Source organism: Algoriphagus alkaliphilus (assembly GCF_900103735.1).
GTDB lineage: Bacteria > Bacteroidota > Bacteroidia > Cytophagales > Cyclobacteriaceae > Algoriphagus > Algoriphagus alkaliphilus.
This window is the reverse complement of record NZ_FMXE01000030.1, coordinates 1-21,680: the sequence shown is the minus strand read 5'-3', so window position 1 is coordinate 21,680 and position 21,680 is coordinate 1. Positions and strand designations below refer to the sequence as shown.

The 21,680-nt window shown below is 43.9% G+C and carries 18 protein-coding genes and 1 pseudogene; 6 read left to right on the top strand and 13 right to left on the bottom strand.

The window, feature by feature from the left end:
- Positions 1 to 152: 152 nt before the first annotated feature.
- Entirely contained in the window at positions 153 to 770 is a 618-nt protein-coding gene (pnuC, locus tag BLQ81_RS17160; RefSeq protein ID WP_092732651.1) for a nicotinamide riboside transporter PnuC, read from the top strand.
- Positions 757 to 1,278: an AAA family ATPase gene (locus tag BLQ81_RS17155; protein WP_092732648.1), complete on the top strand. Its 522-nt coding sequence runs from the start codon at positions 757 to 759 to the stop codon at positions 1,276 to 1,278. Before pnuC ends, BLQ81_RS17155 begins: the two co-directional genes overlap by 14 nt.
- Positions 1,279 to 1,345: 67 nt before the next feature.
- On the opposite strand, the gene BLQ81_RS17150 is transcribed toward BLQ81_RS17155, so the two are convergent.
- From BLQ81_RS17150 to BLQ81_RS17125, 6 genes are all read right to left on the bottom strand, one after another.
- Positions 1,346 to 2,428 (bottom strand): serine hydrolase domain-containing protein, encoded by a 1,083-nt coding sequence (locus BLQ81_RS17150; protein ID WP_092732645.1) that lies wholly within the window; start codon positions 2,426 to 2,428, stop codon positions 1,346 to 1,348.
- Positions 2,425 to 4,494 (bottom strand): S9 family peptidase, encoded by a 2,070-nt coding sequence (locus BLQ81_RS17145; protein WP_092732767.1) that lies wholly within the window; start codon positions 4,492 to 4,494, stop codon positions 2,425 to 2,427. The genes BLQ81_RS17150 and BLQ81_RS17145 overlap by 4 nt, the downstream gene beginning before the upstream one ends.
- Before the next feature lie 310 nt (positions 4,495 to 4,804).
- Entirely contained in the window at positions 4,805 to 5,692 is an 888-nt protein-coding gene (locus BLQ81_RS17140; protein ID WP_092732642.1) for a sugar phosphate isomerase/epimerase family protein, read from the bottom strand.
- Between the two features lie 165 nt (positions 5,693 to 5,857).
- A complete protein-coding gene (locus BLQ81_RS17135; RefSeq protein ID WP_092732639.1) occupies positions 5,858 to 6,649 on the bottom strand; it encodes an SDR family NAD(P)-dependent oxidoreductase in 792 nt (263 codons plus the stop codon).
- Between the two features lies 1 nt (position 6,650).
- On the bottom strand, positions 6,651 to 7,694 hold the full coding sequence (locus BLQ81_RS17130) for a zinc-binding dehydrogenase (RefSeq protein ID WP_092732635.1): 1,044 nt from the start codon (positions 7,692 to 7,694) through the stop codon (positions 6,651 to 6,653).
- 3 nt (positions 7,695 to 7,697) lie between these two features.
- Entirely contained in the window at positions 7,698 to 8,405 is a 708-nt protein-coding gene (locus BLQ81_RS17125; protein WP_092732632.1) for an orotidine 5'-phosphate decarboxylase / HUMPS family protein, read from the bottom strand.
- A 366-nt stretch (positions 8,406 to 8,771) separates the two neighbouring features.
- Here BLQ81_RS17125 and BLQ81_RS17120 point away from each other — a divergent pair, with 366 nt between their 5' ends.
- Positions 8,772 to 9,797 carry a LacI family DNA-binding transcriptional regulator gene (locus tag BLQ81_RS17120; protein WP_092732628.1) on the top strand — a complete coding sequence of 342 codons (1,026 nt, stop codon included), beginning with the start codon at positions 8,772 to 8,774 and terminating at the stop codon, positions 9,795 to 9,797.
- A 30-nt stretch (positions 9,798 to 9,827) separates the two neighbouring features.
- Here the strand turns inward: BLQ81_RS17120 and BLQ81_RS17115 are convergent, their stop codons facing one another.
- The 4 genes from BLQ81_RS17115 to BLQ81_RS17100 all read right to left on the bottom strand — a co-directional run bounded on the left by BLQ81_RS17115 (position 9,828) and on the right by BLQ81_RS17100 (position 15,441).
- Positions 9,828 to 11,783 carry an alpha-amylase family glycosyl hydrolase gene (locus tag BLQ81_RS17115; protein WP_092732625.1) on the bottom strand — a complete coding sequence of 652 codons (1,956 nt, stop codon included), beginning with the start codon at positions 11,781 to 11,783 and terminating at the stop codon, positions 9,828 to 9,830.
- Between the two features lie 75 nt (positions 11,784 to 11,858).
- Positions 11,859 to 13,340, bottom strand: coding sequence for an MFS transporter (locus BLQ81_RS17110; RefSeq protein WP_092732622.1), 1,482 nt, complete (start codon positions 13,338 to 13,340; stop codon positions 11,859 to 11,861).
- Between the two features lie 316 nt (positions 13,341 to 13,656).
- Complete coding sequence (locus BLQ81_RS17105) at positions 13,657 to 14,727, bottom strand: dipeptidase (protein WP_092732619.1); 1,071 nt, start codon at positions 14,725 to 14,727, stop codon at positions 13,657 to 13,659.
- A gap of 3 nt (positions 14,728 to 14,730) precedes the next feature.
- Positions 14,731 to 15,441 (bottom strand): SAM-dependent methyltransferase, encoded by a 711-nt coding sequence (locus BLQ81_RS17100; protein ID WP_092732616.1) that lies wholly within the window; start codon positions 15,439 to 15,441, stop codon positions 14,731 to 14,733.
- 176 nt (positions 15,442 to 15,617) lie between these two features.
- On the opposite strand from BLQ81_RS17100, the gene BLQ81_RS17095 reads away from it, so the two are divergent.
- Positions 15,618 to 16,616: a hypothetical protein gene (locus BLQ81_RS17095; RefSeq protein WP_092732613.1), complete on the top strand. Its 999-nt coding sequence runs from the start codon at positions 15,618 to 15,620 to the stop codon at positions 16,614 to 16,616.
- A 3-nt stretch (positions 16,617 to 16,619) separates the two neighbouring features.
- Positions 16,620 to 17,333, top strand: coding sequence for a hypothetical protein (locus BLQ81_RS17090; RefSeq protein ID WP_092732610.1), 714 nt, complete (start codon positions 16,620 to 16,622; stop codon positions 17,331 to 17,333).
- 475 nt (positions 17,334 to 17,808) lie between these two features.
- On the opposite strand, the gene BLQ81_RS17080 is transcribed toward BLQ81_RS17090, so the two are convergent.
- The 3 genes and pseudogenes from BLQ81_RS17080 to BLQ81_RS17065 all read right to left on the bottom strand — a co-directional run bounded on the left by BLQ81_RS17080 (position 17,809) and on the right by BLQ81_RS17065 (position 20,650).
- Positions 17,809 to 18,750, bottom strand: coding sequence for a T9SS type A sorting domain-containing protein (locus tag BLQ81_RS17080; RefSeq protein WP_139183661.1), 942 nt, complete (start codon positions 18,748 to 18,750; stop codon positions 17,809 to 17,811).
- Positions 18,751 to 18,771: 21 nt separating this feature from the next.
- Positions 18,772 to 19,737 (bottom strand): annotated as a pseudogene (locus BLQ81_RS22795) (S8 family serine peptidase).
- A 436-nt stretch (positions 19,738 to 20,173) separates the two neighbouring features.
- On the bottom strand, positions 20,174 to 20,650 hold the full coding sequence (locus tag BLQ81_RS17065; RefSeq protein WP_092732595.1) for a hypothetical protein: 477 nt from the start codon (positions 20,648 to 20,650) through the stop codon (positions 20,174 to 20,176).
- Between the two features lie 619 nt (positions 20,651 to 21,269).
- On the opposite strand from BLQ81_RS17065, the gene BLQ81_RS17055 reads away from it, so the two are divergent.
- Positions 21,270 to 21,458: a hypothetical protein gene (locus BLQ81_RS17055; RefSeq protein ID WP_092732589.1), complete on the top strand. Its 189-nt coding sequence runs from the start codon at positions 21,270 to 21,272 to the stop codon at positions 21,456 to 21,458.
- The last annotated feature ends 222 nt before the right edge of the window (positions 21,459 to 21,680 follow it).

The window sequence follows — 21,680 nt, the reverse complement described above, 5'->3', positions numbered from 1 at the left end:
AGTAAAGTGCCAGCAGTACCAAGTACAATGTACCAAGAACCAAGTATGAGAGTCAGTAATGAGTGATACGCATCCAGAATTTTCCAATCCGCCACGGCGGACGAGTACTTTCAATTTTCCAATCTTCAAATAATTATCCTTTTCTTCGCAGCATGGATCTTCAATTTCTTCTGGACGGGTTTGCCGAAGGGCTTCGTAACATGACCTGGCTGGAGGGTATAGCAGTCTTCTTTGGGATTGCTTCTGTATTCTATTCCATAAGGGAGCGCATTTGGGTATATCCGACGGGACTTGTTTCCACGCTGATCTATGTCTGGATTTGCTTCGAGTACAAGTTGTATGCGGATATGGGTATCAATGCCTACTACTTTGCCATGTCGATTTATGGCTGGTATGTATGGACACATCCCAAAGAAAATCAGGTAGTTCTTCCTGTCACTTGGTTGGACAAAAGAGGCTGGCTGTACGCCGTAGTGATTTTTGCGGTTTCTTACCTTCTTTTATCACAGACACTTACCAATTTTACGGATAGCGATGTACCCTATTGGGATTCTTTTACCACTGCTTCGGCATTTGTTGGGATGTGGTTGATGGCCAAGAAGAAGGTGGAAAACTGGATTTTCTGGATCATCACCGACTTGGTCTCTGTTCCCCTGTATTTCTACAAAGGCTTAATCCTTACCTCTTTTCAATTCTTGTTTTTCACGGTTTTGGCTACTATTGGACTTTTCGCCTGGATCAAATCTGCAAAAATCTATGCAAAAGCCTAAGCGCATCCTTATTCTCGGACCGGAATCTACCGGGAAAAGTACCTTAGCGGCCGATTTGGCGAATCATTTTGACGAACCTTGGGTGCCGGAGTTTGCAAGGGAATACCTGGAAAAAATTGATCGGCCCTATTGCTATGAAGATTTGGCGGAAATCGGAAAAGGACAGATAAGATTGGAAGATCATCTGGCAGAAAAAGCCGAAAATTATCTCTTTTGCGATACCGATCTGCGAGTTATCCACATTTGGTCCCATCATCGATTTGAGAAAACGGACCAATGGGTAATGGATGAAATCGGAAGGAGAAGGTATGATTTGATTTTACTCACTGACACTGATTTGCCTTGGACTCCGGATCCCCTGCGGGAATACCCGGACTTGGAAATGCGACAATATTTTTTCAAAAAGTACCTTCAATTGGCGCAGGAAAGCGGTTTTCCATTTTTGATTGTCTCAGGAGATCAACATAAGCGACTTCAGACTGCTATTAATGAAGTGAATAAACTTTAGAATTACAGTTCGTTAATTTTTCAATTTTCCAATCTTCCAATTTTTCAATTTTTCAATTTTTAAATCCTCACCACTTCCTCAGCGAAAGAGTCGCCGCTTCAACCAATTTTATTTTGTCGGGATGGTAATTATTGTTCAGGACAATGATGGTTTTACCCTCTTCTATAAATCGGACAATGATCGTCTGATAGCCCGGATTGTCACCGGTGTGCATCACCATTTTTCCAAACGGACTTTTGGGTTCGACTTCCCAGCCAAAACCATAATAGCTTCGGGTTAAGTCATTGAGGATATAGGGGGAAAATGCTTTTTCCAACAGTTCCTTTTTGACCAATTTTTCGGAATAGAGTGCTTGATCCCATTTCACCAAATCCTCTGCGGTGCTACTGACGCGACCGGGACCTTTGCGGTTGCCCAGCCAAACCGTGTAATCTGAAGCATGGAATTTATTGGCGTTGATGTATTTGCCCAGGCTGTCTTTGAGATGGCCTGCGGCAAAGTTTTCCACATTTGCTTTTTCCTCCAAGCTGCGGATAGCTGTGTTTTTCATTCCCAAAGGTTTGAAAATCCATTCTTTGGTCAATTCTTCAAAGTCCCTCCCGCTTACCTTTTCAGCGATGCTTGCCAGCAAAACGTAACCCGTATTGCTGTATTCGTATTTCTCGCCAGGTTCAAAGAGCATCGGGGGAGAATACCGATTGAGGTATTCCAGGATGTCCGGGTTCCCTGCAACTTTACTTTTGTCCCAATGGGCATCCATGATGGCTTGGTAATCCGGCAAACCGCTGGTGTGAGTTAACAAGTGGCGAATGGTGATTCCCTTGTAGGGAATGTCAAGGTACTTTTGTACTAAATCGTCAAAATCAAGCATTTTCTTTTCCTGACACATCATCACGATCATGGCGGTGAATTGCTTGGAAATGGAAGCCATTTCAAAAACATCGGTAGTTTGTAGCGGAGTTTTATTTTCAAAAGACCTGAAACCGATAGCTTTTTCGAGCAGGATTTTCCCGTCTTCTGCTACCAATACAACTCCTGAAAAACCATTACTTTCTGCCTGAATAAGAGCGGATTCTAGAATTTTTTGCTGCGCAAAAAGTGGACTTATGCACAAGAAGAGCAGTACGAATAGTGTGGATAAGTTTTTCATTTTGCCAAAGAATGTTTGTTGATGAAATTAAATGTCGCAGCAAATGCATTGACCCAATTTCGGTGTAAAAGAAAAGAATGAACCTCATCCGGAAAGATCAACTGCTCCACATGAACACCTTGTTTCCTCAAAACCTCGGCTAATTCCACGCTTTCGGAGAAAAGGACATTGCGGTCATCATCACCGTGTATTAGGAGCACCGGATCTTTCCAGTTTTTGACAAAATTCATAGGAGAAGACTTGAAAGCCAGTGCTGCCATTTCCGGGAATTTCTCCGGTTTATACCACGAAGCAAATACCGGGATGTCATTGTTCCAATTGTGTACCCCGTGGATATCGACTCCCACATTGAATTTTTCCGGTGCCTGAGAAAGGGCATGTGCGGTTAAAAATCCCCCATAACTTCCTCCCCAGGGTGAAATTTTTGAGTGATCCACATCGGAGCGAGCTGCCAAATAATCCGCTGCTGCCATCACGTCCTGAACTTCACTTGCACCGCCAGCACCATAGTTTTTCTCCTCTCGAAAATCCATCCCATAGCCGATTCCACTACGGTAATTCAGAATGAAAGCAATGTAACCTTGTGAAGCAAAATACTGCTGTGCCGCATAGGTATGACTGTAATACATGCCATAGTTAAATCCTAATAGCATTTGTCTTCTGCTTCCGCCATGGAGAAAAATGACAGCAGGATACTTCTTCTTTGGATCATAATTCGCCGGAAGCAGAAGCTGCCCATAGCTTTCAAAACCGTCTTTTGCTCTTAACGTGATCGGTGTGGGTTTGCTCAGGGTTTTTGGAAAAGATTTTGGAAACAGTTCCTGAGCAAGCATTTTGCTTTGGCCATAGGTTTGGACCATTGGCCATCCGGGTTGGTTCCAGCTCGATTCCAGCCAAGCCAGACCATTTTCTACTCTTACAGGTGTCCAATTGATCGTTTGGGGATCGGAAAGGAGTTCAAGATCAAATGTGGATAAGTCCAGTCGGGAAACCTGCCTTCGGTCGATATTCCCGATATTGTGTGTGATCAGAAGCTCATTTTTTGTGAAAGAAGCTTGCACCCATTCGACCTGACCTTCGCCCGGAGTCAGATGTTTGAGTTCCTTTGTTATTGGATTGATACTATACAATTGCATCCAATTGTTTTTTTCCCAGGGGAAAACCAAAGAACCCCCAGGCGTCCACCAAAGTCGCTCGCTGATCGCCGGCAAATCGTCAACCATGACAGATCCCCGTCCCGGATCTGCTTTCCACACTTCCTCAGCTTTCATTGTAACAATATCCAAAACACGAATACTCCAAGGATTTGCCTCGGTGATCGACGTAAAAGGAAGCAAATTCAGAATATTCGGAATCCGGAGGTAGGCCAGTTTTTTCCCGTCAGGACTCCAAGCCGGATAAGCATCAAAGTCAAGACTGGCTTCTGGATAGGTCAATTCCTTTTTTTCGAAATTCCATAAACCAACGAAGGAATGATCCGTGCGGCCTGACATAAAAGCCAGGTAATTTCCCTCAGGTGAAAAGGAAAGCATGGAAGTGCTTCCTCTTGCAGTGAACAGTTGCTTGACTGAATCGGTGGTATCGCTTGCAGCTTTCAGGTAAACCGATCCTCCGATCAGGTAAGCGATATTTTCCCCATTCGGACTGAACACAGGGGAAGTCCCGGGTGCAAACCATTTGGATTTTCCACTTTCCAGATCAACTTTGAAAATTTTCTTATCCGTGTTTTCCTGTAATTGAGCAGGATTTGCAGGTTGTCCACTTGGATTTCGGCTATTTCCCCTGACGAAAAGTAAGGTTTTACTATCCGGAGAAAAAACCAATGGACCTAAGTCTACACCGATATCACCCTTATAATCGGTAAGCTTCTTTGCAGCGTAGTCAGGGGCTTTTGCATAAAAGACATTTCGCTCGCCCTGATCGTTGAAGACCCAGGCGATGGCTTTCCCGTCAGGAGAAGCAGTCATGGAAGTGGGAAAAGGAACGGATAGGAAATCGGAAATGCTTTGAGTATAGGCGAAAAATGTAAAAAGTAAGAGGTAAATGGTTAGGGATAACTTTTTCATTTGAAGAGGATTTGGATGAAGGTAATCAACCATCCAAAGGTTTCAAAGTGATGGAATTATTTCGACCTTTCTCCCACAGATTTCCATTTTCGATATCTACCAGGAAAAATCAGCCGATTTTGTTAATCCACAGGACCCCGTCGTCTAGATAGCATTGGGAAGGGATAGTTGTAAAGTTCGAATGTTGCAAAGTTTGAAAGTTCAATTGTCCACAGTCCACGGACCAAAGCCGTTTGGTTTTAAAATAATGAGTACAATTCCCACAGGTATTTTCTTTTGCAGTCGACTGTGGACTGTCGTCTGTTGACCGTTAAGCTTTCCAATACTGTGCGATCTTTTTCTTCAAAAATGCCACACTTCGCTCCAGTTGGTCCATGCCATCTACCCCGTCTTCTATGCTGATCCAATTATCGAATCCAACCCGCTTTAACTCCGTGAAGATGGCATCGTAATCGTTCATTCCCTGACCGATTTCCCCATGGCTGAGCCGCTTGGCATAGCCTTGTGCTCCGCCTTCCTCTTTTCGAAGGTCTTCTATGGTGCCATATTTCAAAAACCGGTCGCTCGCATGCATGGTGACCACTCGATCAGAAATGTCATAGAGCAAATCCAGGGGATCCTCTCCAGCGAGATAGGTGTTGCTTGGATCGTAATTCACCCCAAAGTTTGGATGCTGAATCGATTTGACGAGTTTGGTGAATACGGCGCGCTTTTGAGCAAATTCGGGGTATTCCCAGAAGTCGTCTTTGTAGTGATTTTCAATAATCAAGGTGATTCCGAGGGATTGGGCATAGGGTAGACAGGCTTCAATGCAGTCTTTGGCGAGTTTGATTCCCTCTTCGATGGAAAGCTCGGGGCGAAACTGGCCTGAAAGGACGCGGCAGTACTTTCCGCCGAGTTCATCGGTCATATCGATCCAGCGTTTTTGCTTTTGGATTTCTTTTTCGCGGAAGGCCTTGTCCCGATGCGTAAAATCAGGGGAGCAACACATCATCGGAATGACCATGCCTTCGCTTTCGACCATCCGGCGGAATTTGGGCCAGTTTTTTTCATTTTCCATTTCCAGGAAACCGGCATACCACTCCAGTCCATCGAGTTGAAGCGGTACTGCAAGCTTTACCCAGTCGGCGATTTTCATGTTTCCGTCCTTGCAGAGTTGCTGCATGAAAGCTTTGGGAAAGGCGGCTAATTTGGGCATTATTCTATATCATTTTATGGTTTAACACTTTCTTGCCACTAACCCAAATAAAAAGAGGTCTGAAGTGCAAAATGAGTTGCTGTGGTCGGTCGACTGTGGACCGTCGACAAATTATCCGCTACTCAAAACCTTTTTTGTCCTTCTGGCAAAGTCGCAGATAATCATCTATTTAAAGGTCTTGTTGTCTTTGGGGAGATTTCGCCCAATCATCGGATGCTGCTCCAGTGTGAGAACCTGTCCAGAGACTGGCCCGCTTTCGTCAGAAAGCCAAAATATGCAAGCTGCAGCTATCTCTTCCGGCCAAAGAATTCTCCCTGACGGAGCAATGATGGCAGGAAGATCTTCATACCAGGTTTCGGAAAGACCATGAAGTTTTTTGCGCTCCTTTTCCCGCTCGGTCAGCACCCAACCCGGATTAATCTGATTGACCCGAATTCCATACTCCCGCATCAGTGAATCGCCCAAATTCCCTGTCAGGGTCATGATTGCACCCTTTGAAACAGAATAAGCGAGCAAGTTTGGTTCTCCGCTCCAAGCGTTGATTGAGCCGATATTGAGGACGCTGCCACGGGTCTTGATGAGTTCAGGCAGTGCTTTTTGGATCAATAGAAATGGTGCAATGGTATTGATATCCAGTACTTTTTGGAAAAAAGCCCGGTCTGTATTGTGAATGTCCGAGGCGATGACCAAAGCAGCATTGTTGACCACTGCGTCGAGTTTTCCGAATGTATCCACTGCAAGCCTCACCAGGTTGTCGGGGCAAGTTTCAGTAGTGATGTCTTCGCAATGAAATACGGCATGTTCTGTTCCGATTTCCTGAAGGACTTCAGCTCCGAGATCTTCCTCCAAGCCATGGAGGACGACTTTTGCTCCCCCGGCTACGCAGCGTATGGCGATGGCTTTTCCGATTCCGGTCGTACTTCCGGTGACGATGATGACTTTGTCTTTGAGGCGCATCTTATACGGGTTTTAAAACTGACTTCACCACTTGCCCGGTGTGCATTTTTTCAAATGCTTCGTGCCATTCCGTGATCGGCCAAACGCCTCCGATGATGGGTTTCACATTCAGGGCTCCGCTTGCCAACAGGGCAATCACGCGCTCCCATATCGGCCAGTTGTGGCTGAAGCTGCCTTGCAGTCGGATGTTTTTCTGGACGATGGGATCTAGGGAAAAATTGCAGGGCTGAGGCCCCCAACCTACTTTAGTTATCTGTCCGTTTGGTCGGACGAGTTTCATTGCGATTTGCAGTGTTGCACTGTGTCCGGCTGCATCAATAATCAAGTCGGCACCCAAACCGTCGCGTTTTCTGGCCCAGGTCTCGGCCATTTCTTCTCCAATCAGGACGCTGCATCCGTAGGCATTCTTGGCGATTTCCAGTCTTCCCCGATCTCCTTCCAGTCCAAGTATAGCCACTTCTGCTCCGCAAAGTCGGGCCATCGCTGCGCACAGAATTCCAATCGTTCCCGGCCCAATGACAATCACCCGATCTCCCGGTTTGATGCTGGAATTTCCCACCACTGAATTATAAGCCACACAACAGGGTTCGGTCAGGCAGGCTTCTTCGAAAGAAAGATTTTCCGGAACGGTATGGAGGCATCGGGCAGGAACCCGTACGAATCTGGTCATCGCTCCGTTCACGCCATAGCCAAAGCCTTTTCTGGTTGGATCCAGATTGTAGAGACCTACTTTACTCATGGGATTTTGGGTGTCGATCACGGCCGCTGTCTCGGAGACGACTCGGGCACCCACTTTCCACCCAGAGACTCGAGAACCAAGAGCAGCGATTTTTCCGCCAAACTCATGACCCAAGACCACCGGATAATTCACTGGCCAACTGTGATCGGAAGTCCACTGATGGAGATCGCTTCCGCATACGCCCACATTTTCCACTTCTAGAAGGATGTCCTCTTCGCCGATTTCTGGAACTGGAATTTCTCGGATTTCTACGGAATGCTTTTGCTCGGAGTAGTTGACTACCGCAGGATTTTTAGTGCTGGACATAGGTTAGGATTTTGATGGGAAAACAGTTTTTTGTGCATGAATTGCCGCGCAGATCATTCGGAGGGATTCCTCGAGATTGCCATCTGCAGTTTTGAAGGAGTCCGCGTCGATGGTCAATGGAGCACCCAAAACTACGAGTGGGGCTCCATACTGAGGACACATGATTGCTTGCTCGAGTGAAAGCCCGCCTACCGCCTGGACAGGAATATTGACTGCAGCAACCACTTCTCGAAGCTGATCTAAAGGACTTGGCATCCGGTGTCCCGCTGCTGCAATTCCTCTGCGCTCATCATAGCCGATGTGATGGATCACGTAGTCGCAACCCAGATCTTCCAGAAATTTGGCACCTTCCACCATATCCGGACAGATCATATTATCTCCCATGACTTTTACCCCAAAGTCTTTTCCTGCTTTGACCACACATTTGATCGTCTCGGCATTTGCCCGAGCCATTACTACCACGTGGGTTGCTCCTGCTTTAGCCATCATTTCAGCTTCGAGGTAGCCTCCATCCATAGTTTTGAGGTCAGCCACGATAGGCACTCCTGGAAAAGCTTCCCGAAGTTTTCTTACTCCATGCAAGCCTTCGGCTAAAATCAGGGGCGTTCCGGCTTCCAGCCAATCTACTCCGGCACGAAGTGCCAGGGCGGCAGTTTCCAAGGCTTCGTCAATGTTGGTCAGATCAAGAGAGATCTGGACAATAGGTTTCATAAGAGATGGGTTTTGTTAATTGACTTGTAAAAGCGATATGCAATCAATATAAATGTTTTTAAAAATGCATCCGACACGATTTTGATGAGGTGATTCTAATATTTTTCAATGTGCATTTCCGGGACAGTGCCAGGTTATAAAAATGAACTCGACTATTGGCACTGGCAGGTAACTTGCTTTGACCGCGGAAATTAGACTCCTCCAGCAGATATTCACCGGCTACTGAGCGAGAAGTCGAGGTGAAGCTTAATATTATTTGGGTATCGTCAAAATTCCAAAGTATCATTTTCTCAAAATCCTTTTTACTAAAAGGATTGTTAACGGAGCTCAAATCAAATAACTTATCCAACCCAAACTAACCTGCACATGTCTGAAAAGCGAAAAATTACCTTAAAGGATATTGCCCACGCGCTGAATATTTCTCCTTCTACAGCTTCCAGAGCGCTCAATGGCTATCATTCCATCTCAGATGAAACTATCCGGCAGGTAAAAGACTATGCGGAAAAGCACAACTATGTACCCAATGCTCTTGCAGTGAATTTTCGAAAAAATCGGACTTCTTTAATCGGATTGGTGGTCCCACATATTGTGCATCATTTTTTCTCAACGACGATATCCGGTGTAATTGAAACAGCCAAAAAACACGGATATCATGTGTTGGTATCCCAATCGGGAGATGTGAAAAACGGAGAGGTTTTCGCCTGCAAAACTTTGCTTGGTATTGGAGTGGATGGATTGATTATTTCTGTTTCCAATGAAACTATTGAGGCAGACCATCTTCAGGATTTTTTGGATGAAGGGAAGCCCATTGTTCAGTTTGACAAAATCACCGATCAAATTATTTCACCAAAAGTAGTGGTGGATGACTTTAACGGAGCCTATCAAGCAGTAAAAAATCTAATTGAAAATGGCTATCGGAAAATCGCCCATCTCAGTGGTAGGATGGAAGTAAAAAATGCACAAGGAAGGTTTCAGGGCTATAAAAAAGCCATTGAAGACCATGGATTGGAATTTCGAGAGGAATGGGTAAAGGGCTGTTGGGATATTCTGGAGCAAGAAGGATTTGACTTTACCAAGGAATTGATGGAGAGTCCAAATCCACCGGATGCGATTTTTTGCATTACGGATTTAGTAGCCTTGGGGTCAATGAAATACCTGCAATCAGCAGGCTATGATTTGCCCAGTCAAGTAGGTTTGATGGGATTTAGCAATTGGATGCTTTCGGAATACATTACTCCAAATCTCAGTTCGGTTCACCAGCATGGCTTTGAAATGGGAGAAAAAGCCACTGAAATTCTGATCGACTTAATCAAAAAGCATGAATTCGGAGCGGATGAACTGATCGAACTGAAGACTGAATTGATCGTCAGACAGTCTTCTCAAAAGCGGTAACCTTGGAAAACCAAGGAGTTTTTTCCAATTTTATTTTGGTTCAAGAATCATAAATCCATAGGGTTCCAAGCTTAAATTCTCGTGGTCTTGGCCGATTTCGAATTCTTCTCCGTCCCAGTGATTTATCAGCTTTTGAGGACCCTCAGCTTGCTCTCGAAAGGCATACCAAGTCAGGTTTGCAACTTTATCACTGAAGTTGAAGAGGCAATAAACGCGCTCATTTCCGAGTTTTCGGATAAAGCCAGCAACATGGATATTCTGAGGACTCATCCAGGAAATATTGCTTGAGTCACTGAAAAGAGACTTTTGCTTTCGGATTTTCAGGAGCTTCTTTACTCCGGTAAAAACCCGATTTTCAATAGATCCTTCGACCTCCACTTTGCTGACTTTTTCCCAATCGATCACAGGTCGGTGCATCCAGCGGTTGTCGTAGCTTTTGCCGGGATCAGTTTGGAAGCTATAGTCATTCGTATAGCCGATTTCATCTCCGTAAAACAACATTGGCAATCCCCCCAGAAAAATGGAATGCGCTTGCATCATCAGGATTTTTTGGATGCTTTGGGCGATTGAATTTTCATTTCGCTCGATGATTGCTTTTTCCAGACCACAGAGCGAAGCCAATGTTCCACTGATACGGGCATCGCCTGTTTTGGGGTTGGAGGAGAAAAGTGCCCCCCGCGCCGGACTCATCCACTGCTCGCCTGAGTAGGAGTAATATTCCTTCATGAATTTCCGGTGCTGATAAGGATCCTTGCCGGCCTGGGCAATCATGTAATCATCATATCCCAAGCCGATGTCGTCATGACATCGGGTGTAAGTAATCCATGAAGTTCCGTACGGTTTTTGCAAAATCTCATGCTGCGCGTTCAGCATGATTTTCGTTTCGCCGGTAGCCAACATATCCCACTGAAGGGCCATTTGTGTAGCGTTGTAGGCGAAGTCACACTCTTGGGCAAGAAAATCATCCGTTCCGAAATATTTCATGATCTCTTTAGGAGCGACAATGGCCTCTCCAAGCAGGGCCATTCCCGGTGTAGTCACCTGCACGCATTGCTTGATGAGTCGGAGGAGCGTGTGTGCCTCGGAGAGATTTTGGGAGGCTGTTCCTGTTTTTTTCCAGATAAAGGCAGGAGCATCGATCCGAAGTAGGTCAACGCCCAGATTTCCGTAGAAAAGAATGTTCTCCAGCATTTCACGGAGGACGACCGGGTTCATATAGTTCAAATCCCACTGGTAGGAATGAAAAACGGTCATGACCCATTTACCCATTTCTTCATTCCAGGTGAAATTTCCGGGCGAGCTTTCTGGGAAAATATCAGGCATAGTCGCGTCAAATTCATTCGGAATCCAGCGATTGTCATAGGTGTAGAAAAAATCCTGATAGTATTTATCTCCTGCTTTGGCTTTTTGGGCCCACTCGTGATGGTGTGAGGTGTGGTTGAGGACGATATCCAGCATGAGGTACATGCCTTTTGCGTGCATTTTTTTCCGCAGGGAAATCAAATCCTCCAAAGTTCCAAAGCGTGCATCCACCTTTCTGAAATCAGACACCGCATACCCCCCGTCACTTTCTCCCTCAGGACTCTCGAATATAGGCATCAAATGAAGGAAATTTACGCCCAAATCTTCCAGATAGGGTAGTTTTTTAGGCATGGATTTCAGGTTTCCGGAGAAACGATCCACGTACAAGCTCATCCCCGCAAGCTGATTACTGAGAAACCAAATGTCTTTTTTGGCTTTTTCTTCGTCGCGCTTTTGGAGTCCTTTTTCCCGAACGAGATACCCTTTGATCAGGCTTTGGATCAATTCAAAAAACTGACTTTCGGCCTCCGGATGCGTAGCATATATTTCTGCGAATAGTCGGTGAATAGTCGGCAAGTGAAAGAAAAGTCTGGACACAAAAGCCTTGTCCTTTTTCTTTTCATCCAAGCCGGCAGCTATCAGGAGTTCCTTAGTTTTTTGGTGAAGTAGAGATTCGGTGGCCATTACCGTGACTTATAGTGGGTTGAAATTTTGATTAATGTCCTGCTGAAACCTGCCAGGTCTCAGTTGAAATATAGATTAATGCCCTGCGGATACAGGAGTGATGTCGGGATCGATTTGCTTATTTTCTTTGATCCGTAGCGTAGCCGCTGCTGCGATCAGAAGGAGGATTCCGGCGAAGGTGATGGCCTGTCCCGCATTGTTTTGAAGGAAAGTTTTGGAAATAAACCCAAAGGTCAGGGTCTGCAATATCATCGGAATCACGATCATCATGTTGATGATTCCCATATAGACTCCGTAGCGCTCTTTGGGAATTTCGTTGACTACCAGCAGGTAGGGAATCCCCATCATGCTGGCCCAAGCGATCCCAAATCCGGTCATCGGTGCAAAGAGCAGGTATTTATTTTCGATCATCGGGAAAATGATCAGCCCCACTCCAGCCATTATCAGGCAGAAGAAATGGACTTTTTTGGGTCCGAATTTCCTGGCCATTCCCACGAGAAAAAACGCCGACAGGAAAGTAATGATGTTGTACCAGCCATTGACCAGACCTGTCCAACCGACGGCTTCTTCATATTTCCCCGGATCACTCGCCGGCGTGGCATCCCACACCGAAAGGGCGATACTTTTTGCCGCATTTTGCCAATAACAGAAGAGTGCATACCATTGAAAGAGGTAGACCAATGCCAGCTTCCACATCACAGAGGGCATCTGAATGATGGACTCGATGATTTCCAGATTTTGTGCAAACAGCACTTTGGTAGTCGGGTTGTTTTCAGCCCAGTGAATCGTCTTTCGGATCAGCTTTCGGTCAAAAATAGAAGGGATTAAAAGAATGAAAAATGCCAAATAGGCGACTAAAGTGGTCAAAATCGAAAGGAAAAACTGGATCGCCGGATGAGGCATTCCTTTGTTCCGCTCTTTTAATAGCATTAGCTCCTCAGGTGAGGGAGGGTATTCGGGCGTCTTGGACATACTCCACAGCACCGAAGTGATGGAGCAGATCGTCCCCAGAAAAAAGGAGGCATAGACCCACATTGGAAGTGAACCGATGGTTCCCTTGAAGAAAATCTGGAAGACAAAGAGCGAAAGATTTGCAAGTGTAATCCCAAGTCCTGTAAAGAAGCTTTGAGTCAAAAATCCCTGTCCATACTGCTCCTCAGGAAGGGAATCGGCAATCAGTGCACGGTAGGGCTCCATCGCCGTATTGTTAGCTGCATCCAAGACCCATAGTAAGCCCGCTGCCATCCAAAGCGTACTGCTGAACGGATAAAAGAACAGACAGATGCTACAAATCAATGCACCGATAAAAAAATAGGGTTTTCTTCTTCCGTATTTATCACTCCAGGTACTGTCACTCAGTGCTCCGATGATGGGTTGGATCAGCAGTCCTGTCATCGGTCCGGCAAGGTTCAATAGCGGAATCTCGTCAGGGGCAGCGCCCAGCATGTCATAGATGGGATTGACTGCACTTTGCTGCAGGCCGAAACTATATTGAATCCCAAAAAAACCAACATTCATGTTGATGATCTGGGAAAAGGAGAGTTTGGGTTTTAGCATCTAAATATTCTGGGTTGGTTAAAAAGGCATTAAAACCACCTTTCAAGGCGATAAATTACAAAGTTTACGATCTGAAAAAAGGACTCATTTGGCCTCATAGCCACAGCCTTGCCAGAAAATGGTTTGGAAATCGATTGATACTGGGAATTTTTTTTTAAAAAAGTTTAAAATAAAAACCCCGAAAGTCAATTTTCGGGGGGGGGGGTACTGTTTTACAACTAGAGTTTAGTTCTGCAATCTTGCTTGGACTTCTTGAATTAGCCCATCGTATTTTTTAAGGATTCTTGCCCAATCTTGGAATATTTACAATCAAAAATTAACTCCAAGCTTTCTTCAAAAAGTTCAACCAGTTTCCATGCATCACTTTTTCGATATCTGAAGCATTGTAACCTCTTCTCTGAAGTAGCTCAGGGATTTTTTTCAAATCAGCGATCGTTTCCAGATCCGATGGACATTGTTCGGTGCCAAATGCTCCATCCAAGTCGGACCCGATTCCGATGTGATTGGCATTGCCTGCAATTTGACAGATGTGATCTAGATGATCCAAAACCGTGGGAAGGGTCACATTCCGCTCTTTTGGGGTACTTTTTCCCCTCACCCAACCCGGACTGAGCATCCAAGCGTCAAAAGCCGCACCAATAACAGCTCCGCGATCAATCAGGGCTTTGATCATCTCGTCTGAAAACTGTCGATTGTGATCCACCAAAGCCCGGCAATTGTTATGACTTGCCCACACCGGACCCTGGTAAATCTCCAAGGCATCCCAAAAAGCCAAATCGCAAAGATGCGTGGCGTCCAAGATAATCCCGAGTTCGTCCATTTTCTTCACCAAGTCTTTTCCCTGATTACTCAAAGGAGCCGAAGAATCTGTGCCAAAGGCATAGCGCCCCGGACCATAATGAGCAGGGCCCAAAGCGCGGAGACCGCTTTCGTAGGCTTTTTCCAGATAATTCAGATTCACGATCGAGTCAGCTCCTTCCAGTGAAAGAATAAATCCTACCGGCTTTTGGTTTTTGTCATCTCCTTGATTCCAATTGGCCAGATGTGCTTCCAGCTCAGTAATATTCCGGATTTGGTTCATTTCACCTTTCTCGACCATGGCCTGATACCAGGCCAGCTGGCCTTGAGTCTGAGCCCAGGCCTGCTCTGGAGAGTGCCAACCGGGAAGTGAATTGTCAGGAGCGACAAAGCGGGCGATCTGAGTGGCCACCACTAGGCCTATATTTCCTTTTCGCAACTCGGGAAGTGAAACAGTCGCATTGCCCCGGTCGGGTTTATCAGTCATGCCTTTTTCACGTGCATTGATTTCAGAAACTGGGCGTGTAAGATCCCGGTTCCACTCGAGGGCGTTCATACTCAGATCAAGATGCGCATCAATGGTAAACATGGCCTAGAAGCTTTGAAGGATAAAAACAGTGGGGACTTTATGCAGATCGATGGGGAATTGCTTCCACTCGGCTATGGTCTTGGTTTGGATAAATTCATCTGCTGCGGTGAGATTCTTTGCGATACAGAGTTTGGTGTGAGGAGCCAAGGTGGAAAGCAAATCTTCGAGGAGCTGATTATTCCGAAAAGGAGTTTCCATAAAAATCTGTGCACGTTTCTCTCGGATCGATTCGGCTTCCAGTTTTTTCAAGGCGACGGCTCTTTCCTTTTTATCAATGGGCAAATAGCCGTGAAAAGCAAAAGACTGCCCCGAAAAACCGGAACCCATCAGTGCCAAAAACATGGAACTTGGACCCGAGATCGGAACAACTTGAATGTCTTTTGAGTGAGCATAAGCCACCGCCAATGCTCCCGGATCGGCAATCCCTGGACATCCTGCCTCAGAGATCACACCGATGTCAGCTCCGTTCATTAGGGGCTGCATGAGCCGATTGATCGATTCTGGAGGAGTTCCTTTGTCCAAGGTTTCCATGTGAACTTCCTCCAGATTCACTCCTAACTTCAAGCTGGAAATATAGCGTCGGGCGGAGCGGGGATTTTCGACCAAAAAGATTTTGGTATGAGCGATGACATCTTGTACTTGTGGCGAAATCACCCAATGCGCTGTATTATCGGCGAGGACATTGGGAATTAAGAAAAGCTTTCCTTTGGGCATGGGGTAAAATTCGGAAGAAAATCGGCAACGGCCTGAATTTACTGGCAAAATCCCGTAATCAACTAGTAACTAGTTGGAAATCATGAATTGAAAATTTTTACTTGAAAAAATAGGCAGAGTATTGTGTAGTTCGTTTTTTTTTTTTCATTTGGATTAAACTTTTAAAACAAACTTTTATGAAAAAACAATTGAAAAATTTTGGAGGGATTTTCCTCCTCGGAGCCACACTTTCGGCCTGTATTCCAGACCAAAATGAAGACTTTCCTGAGCTATCGCGAGACAAAGGAGTGGAAGTAGTAGGCAAAACATTGAGTTTTGCTGATTTTGAATATTATGAAAATGCGATTCAAGATCCTAAAGAAATCCTGTCCTTGGATTTCCAATCCATTGCAAAGCTGACGAAGACGGAAAGTGCCTCTTTAAATGCAAGAATTCTGTCAGACGACGAAGGCAAAGCAATTGAAGAATATGAAGGTTCGCTAATTCTTGATATTCTAGATGAGGAGAAGACTGTTGTCATTGGTGAGAGACTGTTCTATCTTGACTTTGGCAAAAAACTGGTAGCTGTGACTGAGGATTTTTCTCTGAGACCTTCGTTGATTGAAGGTGACTACGACTCAGATTTAGTCTACCTTTTTTCTTTTGAAGACGAAGTAATAAGTTTATTGGAAGAAGGTTCAACAGGAACCATTCTTTCAAAAAAGAGAGCGGATTTAGAAAATAGAAGAATCGCAGCTTTCTATGTCGGAGACAACTGTGATGACGACAAATGCAGTTATAATCGAGACACGCCCGGAACTTCCGGTATGGATTATCGAATAGAAGCAAAGCATGTATATCAAACCGCCGGAATCTATTTCAAATTGTTTTCCCAAGCCAAACATATGAAGAAAAGTGCAGCACCTTTTTATAGTGGGGAACCAACTGATATCCGGATTTATTGGGACGTTTGGATGAAAAGCAAGAAAAATAGCTACGGAATCCGCTACGAAATCTCAGATGATGCTGTATGGGATGATGATCTGGAGAAACAATACTATTCAATGGGAAGAGGGCTGGAAAAATATAGATTAGATAGCCGATTTTATGTCGAAGTAGGAGGTGATCACGGTAATGGCGCTGGAGGGTTTTCCTACTGGGACTTTGATCTCTACAGAATTCACGAAGGATTTTAATTCATGTTCAAAATCATATTAACAGTCTTCTTGTTATTTTCAGCAGCCCTATCTGAAGTGGTCGCCCAGAAATCTCTAAATCTCTCATTTGGATTTCCAGAGATTAATTTGGACTATGAGGGGAATTTTGACGGGCTAAGAACCGTCTATCGAAATGGATGGTCAATTACGCTATCTGGCTATAAGATCAGGCAGAATGGAGTGATCTACGGGTTTGACGTTGGAGTCAATCGCTACGGGAATGGCTTCCAATATGATAGAATGCGCTTTGATATAAAAGAAATTCATCATTTTTCTGTTTTGCCATTTATTGGTTATAATCACAGTATTCGAGAGGCAAAATTTTCGATACGAGCTAACCTTGGCTTTGGATTGGGAATAGTACCGATAGAAAACAAGACATATCTAAATGATAAATCATTTCAAACTGGGTACACCAGTTACGGCGTACCACTGTATGACCTTACATTTTCAGGTTCCCAAGAAGTCAAAAGTCGGATTTTTCCCTTGCTAAAGCCAAGTCTTGAGCTTCACTATGCAGTCGGTGAAAGATCGACTTTGTTCCTGAAGGGGACTCTTGGGATTTCTTTGATGAATTCAGTGATTGTTAGGGATTTTCCAGAGGTGTTATTAGATGGTGAAAATTATTCAGTAACCCATTCGACAAGTCTAAGCTATTCTTCTTTGGAGATAGGATACTCTTATAGAATTAAATGAAAGTTATTCACAACTAACAAAAAGCTGTCAGAAATTCTGACGGCTTTTTTTGTACCTTTTTGTTTCGTATTCCCACCAAACTTATTAGGTCAATCAGGTTGCTCGTTTTCCTATTTCTTGTCTTCTCAGTCCAATCACCTGCCCAAAACCTCAAAGCCCTCGTAGGTGGCACATTGATAGACGGTTTTGGAGGTACACCGATTCGTAATTCGGTCATTATTGTCAAGTGCGAGGGGATAAAGGTCGTCCTGGAAGTGGAAAAGTTATCGTGAGTTGCCCAGGGTGCAACCCACGATAGCTTTATATTTAATGATTTTATGTATATCCGCTATCTTACCAGTGCCAAACCATATATTGGATTGAAGTCCATTTTTTACGTGCTGTGGACTGTTGACTGTCGTCAGTGGACGATTATCCGCGTCTTTGGTCCTTAAAATTAGGGTAATGGCAAGATTGCGGATAATCCTAATGATTTTTATTCGATGATGATTTGCTCTCTCGTGAGCTCTCCATCGACCACCACATGGATAAAGTAGATTCCTTTTTGAAGATTAGAAACTTCAAAAGTCATTTTCCCTGCTACCCTTGTCCCTATTGCAATTTCTCTGCCTTCCTTATCCAATAATACTGCTGACTCAATGACCGGGACTTCTTCTGTCATGGCATTTTTGTCGATTGCCATCATTTCTACACTAAACTGATCTTTGGCCGGATTGGGATAGATTACCATGGAAAATGAGCTGGTACAGCCAAAGGTTTTCTTACTTAAGAAAAAATTAGAATTGGCCCCCAGCCCGCATGCGTTGGATGCACGAACGGATATGGTCAGGGAGTTGGAATAGTTTTGAGGATAGGTAAAATCCAGGGTATTCGTCCCGACAAAATGAGGGATGCCGGATGGAACTGTCCAGCTGGCATTTCCCGGATTTCCGCCCACTGGGGTGACATTAAGCCAGTGATTTCCGGGACAGAGTTGGACGTTCATCCCCGTGAAGTAAGACATATTATTCACCCGCATATTGGTGATCTGAGGAGTTCCTACCCAGACAGTTCTTGATATGACTGAGTTTCCGCAACCACTGTTAATTGTTGCACTAACAGTAACAGCACCGCTAAAATTATTTTGTCTAACAGCCAATCCTGTACTTTGATTGATGGTCAACCCGCCGGGATTACTTGATGTCCAGCTGACAGTCGTGCCTGGAAGAGGGTTTTGAATTGAAAAAGTCCCAGAACCACATATCACTTCAGGACCGGTCACGATAGCCTGTAAGGCATTAAAGGCATTTACTCTCCCGTATCCCATTTGGTTGTTCCAAGTTAATGTTGGCTGTTCCCCTTGACCTAAGACATAACCATATCCTCCAACCTTGTCTGTAGTGGATTCAATTATATTACGAACTTGTTGGGCAGTCAATCCTGGATTTACAGAAAGTAATCAGGCTGCTATTCCTGCCACTTGAGGAGCGGCAAATGAAGTGCCATCTATTGTAGTATAATCTCCAGCTGCGCCCACATTTTGGTTGTATCCCAGTGCACCCAGTCTGTCTGTAGCACTAATACTGACTCCGGGTGCGACCACATCCAATCCATTACCATAATTTGAAAAATTGGCTCGACTTGCATTCCTATTAATAGCACCAACTGCAATCACTTGAGGTAAATTGGAAGGTTAACTTAAACCGGTATTTTCATTGCCACTAGCAAATATAACGAGGGTTCCACGCCCGTTTCTTCCAAAATTTGTAGCATTTATAATTGCATCGTCTATAATTTGATAGGAAACAGACGAAGACCAACTATTATTTATTATATCTGCCCCGTTTTGCCATGCGAAATTTATTCCAGCAGCGCGGTTTTGTCGAGAAGCTGGCATTGCTGCTAATGAATTGCTAATCGACATTAATTGAACATTTGGTGCGACCCCGGCAACCCCCAAGTTATTGTTTACAGTAGCACCAATAACTCCTGCTACAGGCACTCCATGATCACCTCTTACCACACTTGGGGCAGTACCAGTCTCAGTATCAAAACTTATCGGACTAATATTATTAAAGTCAGGATGATTAAATTCAAGGCCATTGTCTAAAACAGCAACAGTCACATTTGCGCAACCTGTTGTAATATCCCAGGCCTGACAAATCCTGATATCATTTCCAACGGTACCACCTGCCTGCCCTGTATTATTTAAGTGCCATTGTTGATTGAACAAAGCATCATTGGCACAATTAATATTCATATCTTCCATAAGGTCAGGCTGTGCTGAGACAAACAAACCTGACTCGTAAAAATAATTTGCCATTTCCAAAGCATTTCCTCGAGAATACTTATCACACGATAAAATATACCAAAGAGGCATGTATGCATCGTTTCCTATTATTTCGACTTTATTTTTAATAGCCATATCCTCAAGAATTCCCAAATCTCCTTCATTTTTAAGCTTAACATAAAAATATTGAGATAAATTAACCTCTTTACCGTTCACAAGAAAAGAGGGTGCAGCATAAATCAACTCAGAGAATTGTATCGTGTTTTTTTCAATTACATTATTTACCAATGCCCAGTTTAAATTTTTTCTCGACATCGAGCTTAGATTGCTGCTTTTGATTGTTTTGCTGATAATGATGGGCTTAGGCTCCGAAATCAGGACTTCATTAACCCCTAATCCCCTGACTATTGTTTCTTTATCATTTCCCTGAATCACTACATATTGTTTTTCTGAAAACAATTCTAAAGGATATTTTTTGTCATAGGCCCAATAGTAATATTCTTGGGCAAATACTTGATTCAGAATTGATAGAAAGAAAATGGTGAGAAAAATAATTGTTCTCATAGTAGTATTAATTTATAAACCTAACATCAAATTCTATCGGCCAGTTAGAGTACTTTTTCTCAAGTACAGTAAAGTAATAAACATTTGTAAATGCCAAGCAAACTTGCTCCAGCATATTTACTTTAAAAATTATCCTTTTTTTGCAGGAAAATACTTGCTGACTATCCCATATTGCACATTGGCGATGACGATACCGTCCGGCTAAAATAAAATACTTCTCAAAATCAATCTGTGGAACCATAGGATTACAAGCAAAATACTTCTCAAAATCTGATTGGGTTTTAATTACCAATTTTACGGTACCTTGATCAGGGTTGATGTTTTGAATAAAGCATGTGACATCTTCAAAAAATAAATCTTCAAATGACTCAATCGCAATTCCGTTTATATTTTCGCAGCTAATTGGATTTTCTGACTCTCCACAACTAAGAGTTAAAACACAGCACAGAAAAAGTGCTATATACGATAAGAATAACTTTTTCATAGTTAGGACATCATATTGGTAATCAGTTGTTTCAAAAAAATCAGGAACGTAGTTATAAGACGATCACAAAAGATAATTCGTTACAGCTTGGAAAAGAAAAAGGAGAGTTTTTTTGGAAAAAGAGAACCAAACCCAAGCGGTGATTGGAGCATCGTTCTTCTGGAGCAGACCCCCGCTCAGGAAAAGGCCAATTCCTAGTCAATAGTAATTCGGCCTGAGGCAGGTTTGACTTTTTCGGTATCGGAGTATTCCAAGTTTACGGCAAGGTTCCAATATGGAATCGGGATTGGCGAACCCTTGATTGTTCACTAATTCATCAATTTTCCATTGGAAGGAAATTTCTCCAATTCCAAACATCAACTCAAGGGGGATTTTTGGACGGTCCAGCCAGCTGGGATATCAGATCCTTTTGAAGTAAAAACCGAATGTTTACCATTACCAAAAAGCCGTCAGAAATTCTTTTAGCTTATTTTCTGGAAGTCTCAAGAAACTAAATTATTGGATTAGACCTGTCAGGTTTTGAAAACCTGACAGGTGTTTTTACACTTTCAGGCCTTCGAGTAAACACCTCGATTCCTATAAGTTTTGTACCTTTTTGGTTCGTTAAACCACCCAACCTATGAAATCCAGAAAATTTCTTACGATTCTATTCTTTGCCTTTTCTCTCCAATCACCTGCCCAAAATCTCAAAGCCCTCGTCGGTGGCACCCTGATCGACGGCTTTGGAGGTACGCCGATTCGCAATTCGGTCATAATTGTAGAAGGAGAGGGGATAAAGGTCGTCCTGCAAGTGAAAAAGTTATCGTGAGTTGCCACAGCTGCAACCCACGATAACTTTATTTTTAATGTTTCTCATTCGATGATGATTTGCTCTCTCGTGAACTCTCCATCGACCACCACATGAATAAAGTAGATTCCTTTTTGAAGATTAGAACCTTCAAAAGTCATTTTCCCTGCTACCCTTTTCCCTATTGCAATTTCTCTGCCTTCCTTATCCAATAATACTGCTGACTCAATGACCGGGACTTCT

Bases quoted from the DNA above. Each gene is read 5' to 3' on its own strand.
- BLQ81_RS17120 (WP_092732628.1), top strand. From the start codon at position 8,772: ATGTCTGAAAAGCGAAAAATTACCTTAAAGGATATTGCCCACGCGCTG.
- BLQ81_RS17145 (WP_092732767.1), bottom strand. From the start codon at position 4,494: ATGAAAAAGTTATCCCTAACCATTTACCTCTTACTTTTTACATTTTTC.
- BLQ81_RS17135 (WP_092732639.1), bottom strand. From the start codon at position 6,649: ATGCGCCTCAAAGACAAAGTCATCATCGTCACCGGAAGTACGACCGGA.
- BLQ81_RS17150 (WP_092732645.1), bottom strand. From the start codon at position 2,428: ATGAAAAACTTATCCACACTATTCGTACTGCTCTTCTTGTGCATAAGT.
- BLQ81_RS17095 (WP_092732613.1), top strand. From the start codon at position 15,618: ATGAAAAAACAATTGAAAAATTTTGGAGGGATTTTCCTCCTCGGAGCC.
- BLQ81_RS17125 (WP_092732632.1), bottom strand. From the start codon at position 8,405: ATGAAACCTATTGTCCAGATCTCTCTTGATCTGACCAACATTGACGAA.
- BLQ81_RS17140 (WP_092732642.1), bottom strand. From the start codon at position 5,692: ATGCCCAAATTAGCCGCCTTTCCCAAAGCTTTCATGCAGCAACTCTGC.
- BLQ81_RS17110 (WP_092732622.1), bottom strand. From the start codon at position 13,340: ATGCTAAAACCCAAACTCTCCTTTTCCCAGATCATCAACATGAATGTT.
- pnuC (WP_092732651.1), top strand. From the start codon at position 153: ATGGATCTTCAATTTCTTCTGGACGGGTTTGCCGAAGGGCTTCGTAAC.
- BLQ81_RS17155 (WP_092732648.1), top strand. From the start codon at position 757: ATGCAAAAGCCTAAGCGCATCCTTATTCTCGGACCGGAATCTACCGGG.
- BLQ81_RS17115 (WP_092732625.1), bottom strand. From the start codon at position 11,783: ATGGCCACCGAATCTCTACTTCACCAAAAAACTAAGGAACTCCTGATA.
- BLQ81_RS17055 (WP_092732589.1), top strand. From the start codon at position 21,270: ATGAAATCCAGAAAATTTCTTACGATTCTATTCTTTGCCTTTTCTCTC.
- BLQ81_RS17100 (WP_092732616.1), bottom strand. From the start codon at position 15,441: ATGCCCAAAGGAAAGCTTTTCTTAATTCCCAATGTCCTCGCCGATAAT.
- BLQ81_RS17130 (WP_092732635.1), bottom strand. From the start codon at position 7,694: ATGTCCAGCACTAAAAATCCTGCGGTAGTCAACTACTCCGAGCAAAAG.
- BLQ81_RS17065 (WP_092732595.1), bottom strand. From the start codon at position 20,650: ATGAAAAAGTTATTCTTATCGTATATAGCACTTTTTCTGTGCTGTGTT.
- BLQ81_RS17105 (WP_092732619.1), bottom strand. From the start codon at position 14,727: ATGTTTACCATTGATGCGCATCTTGATCTGAGTATGAACGCCCTCGAG.
- BLQ81_RS17090 (WP_092732610.1), top strand. From the start codon at position 16,620: ATGTTCAAAATCATATTAACAGTCTTCTTGTTATTTTCAGCAGCCCTA.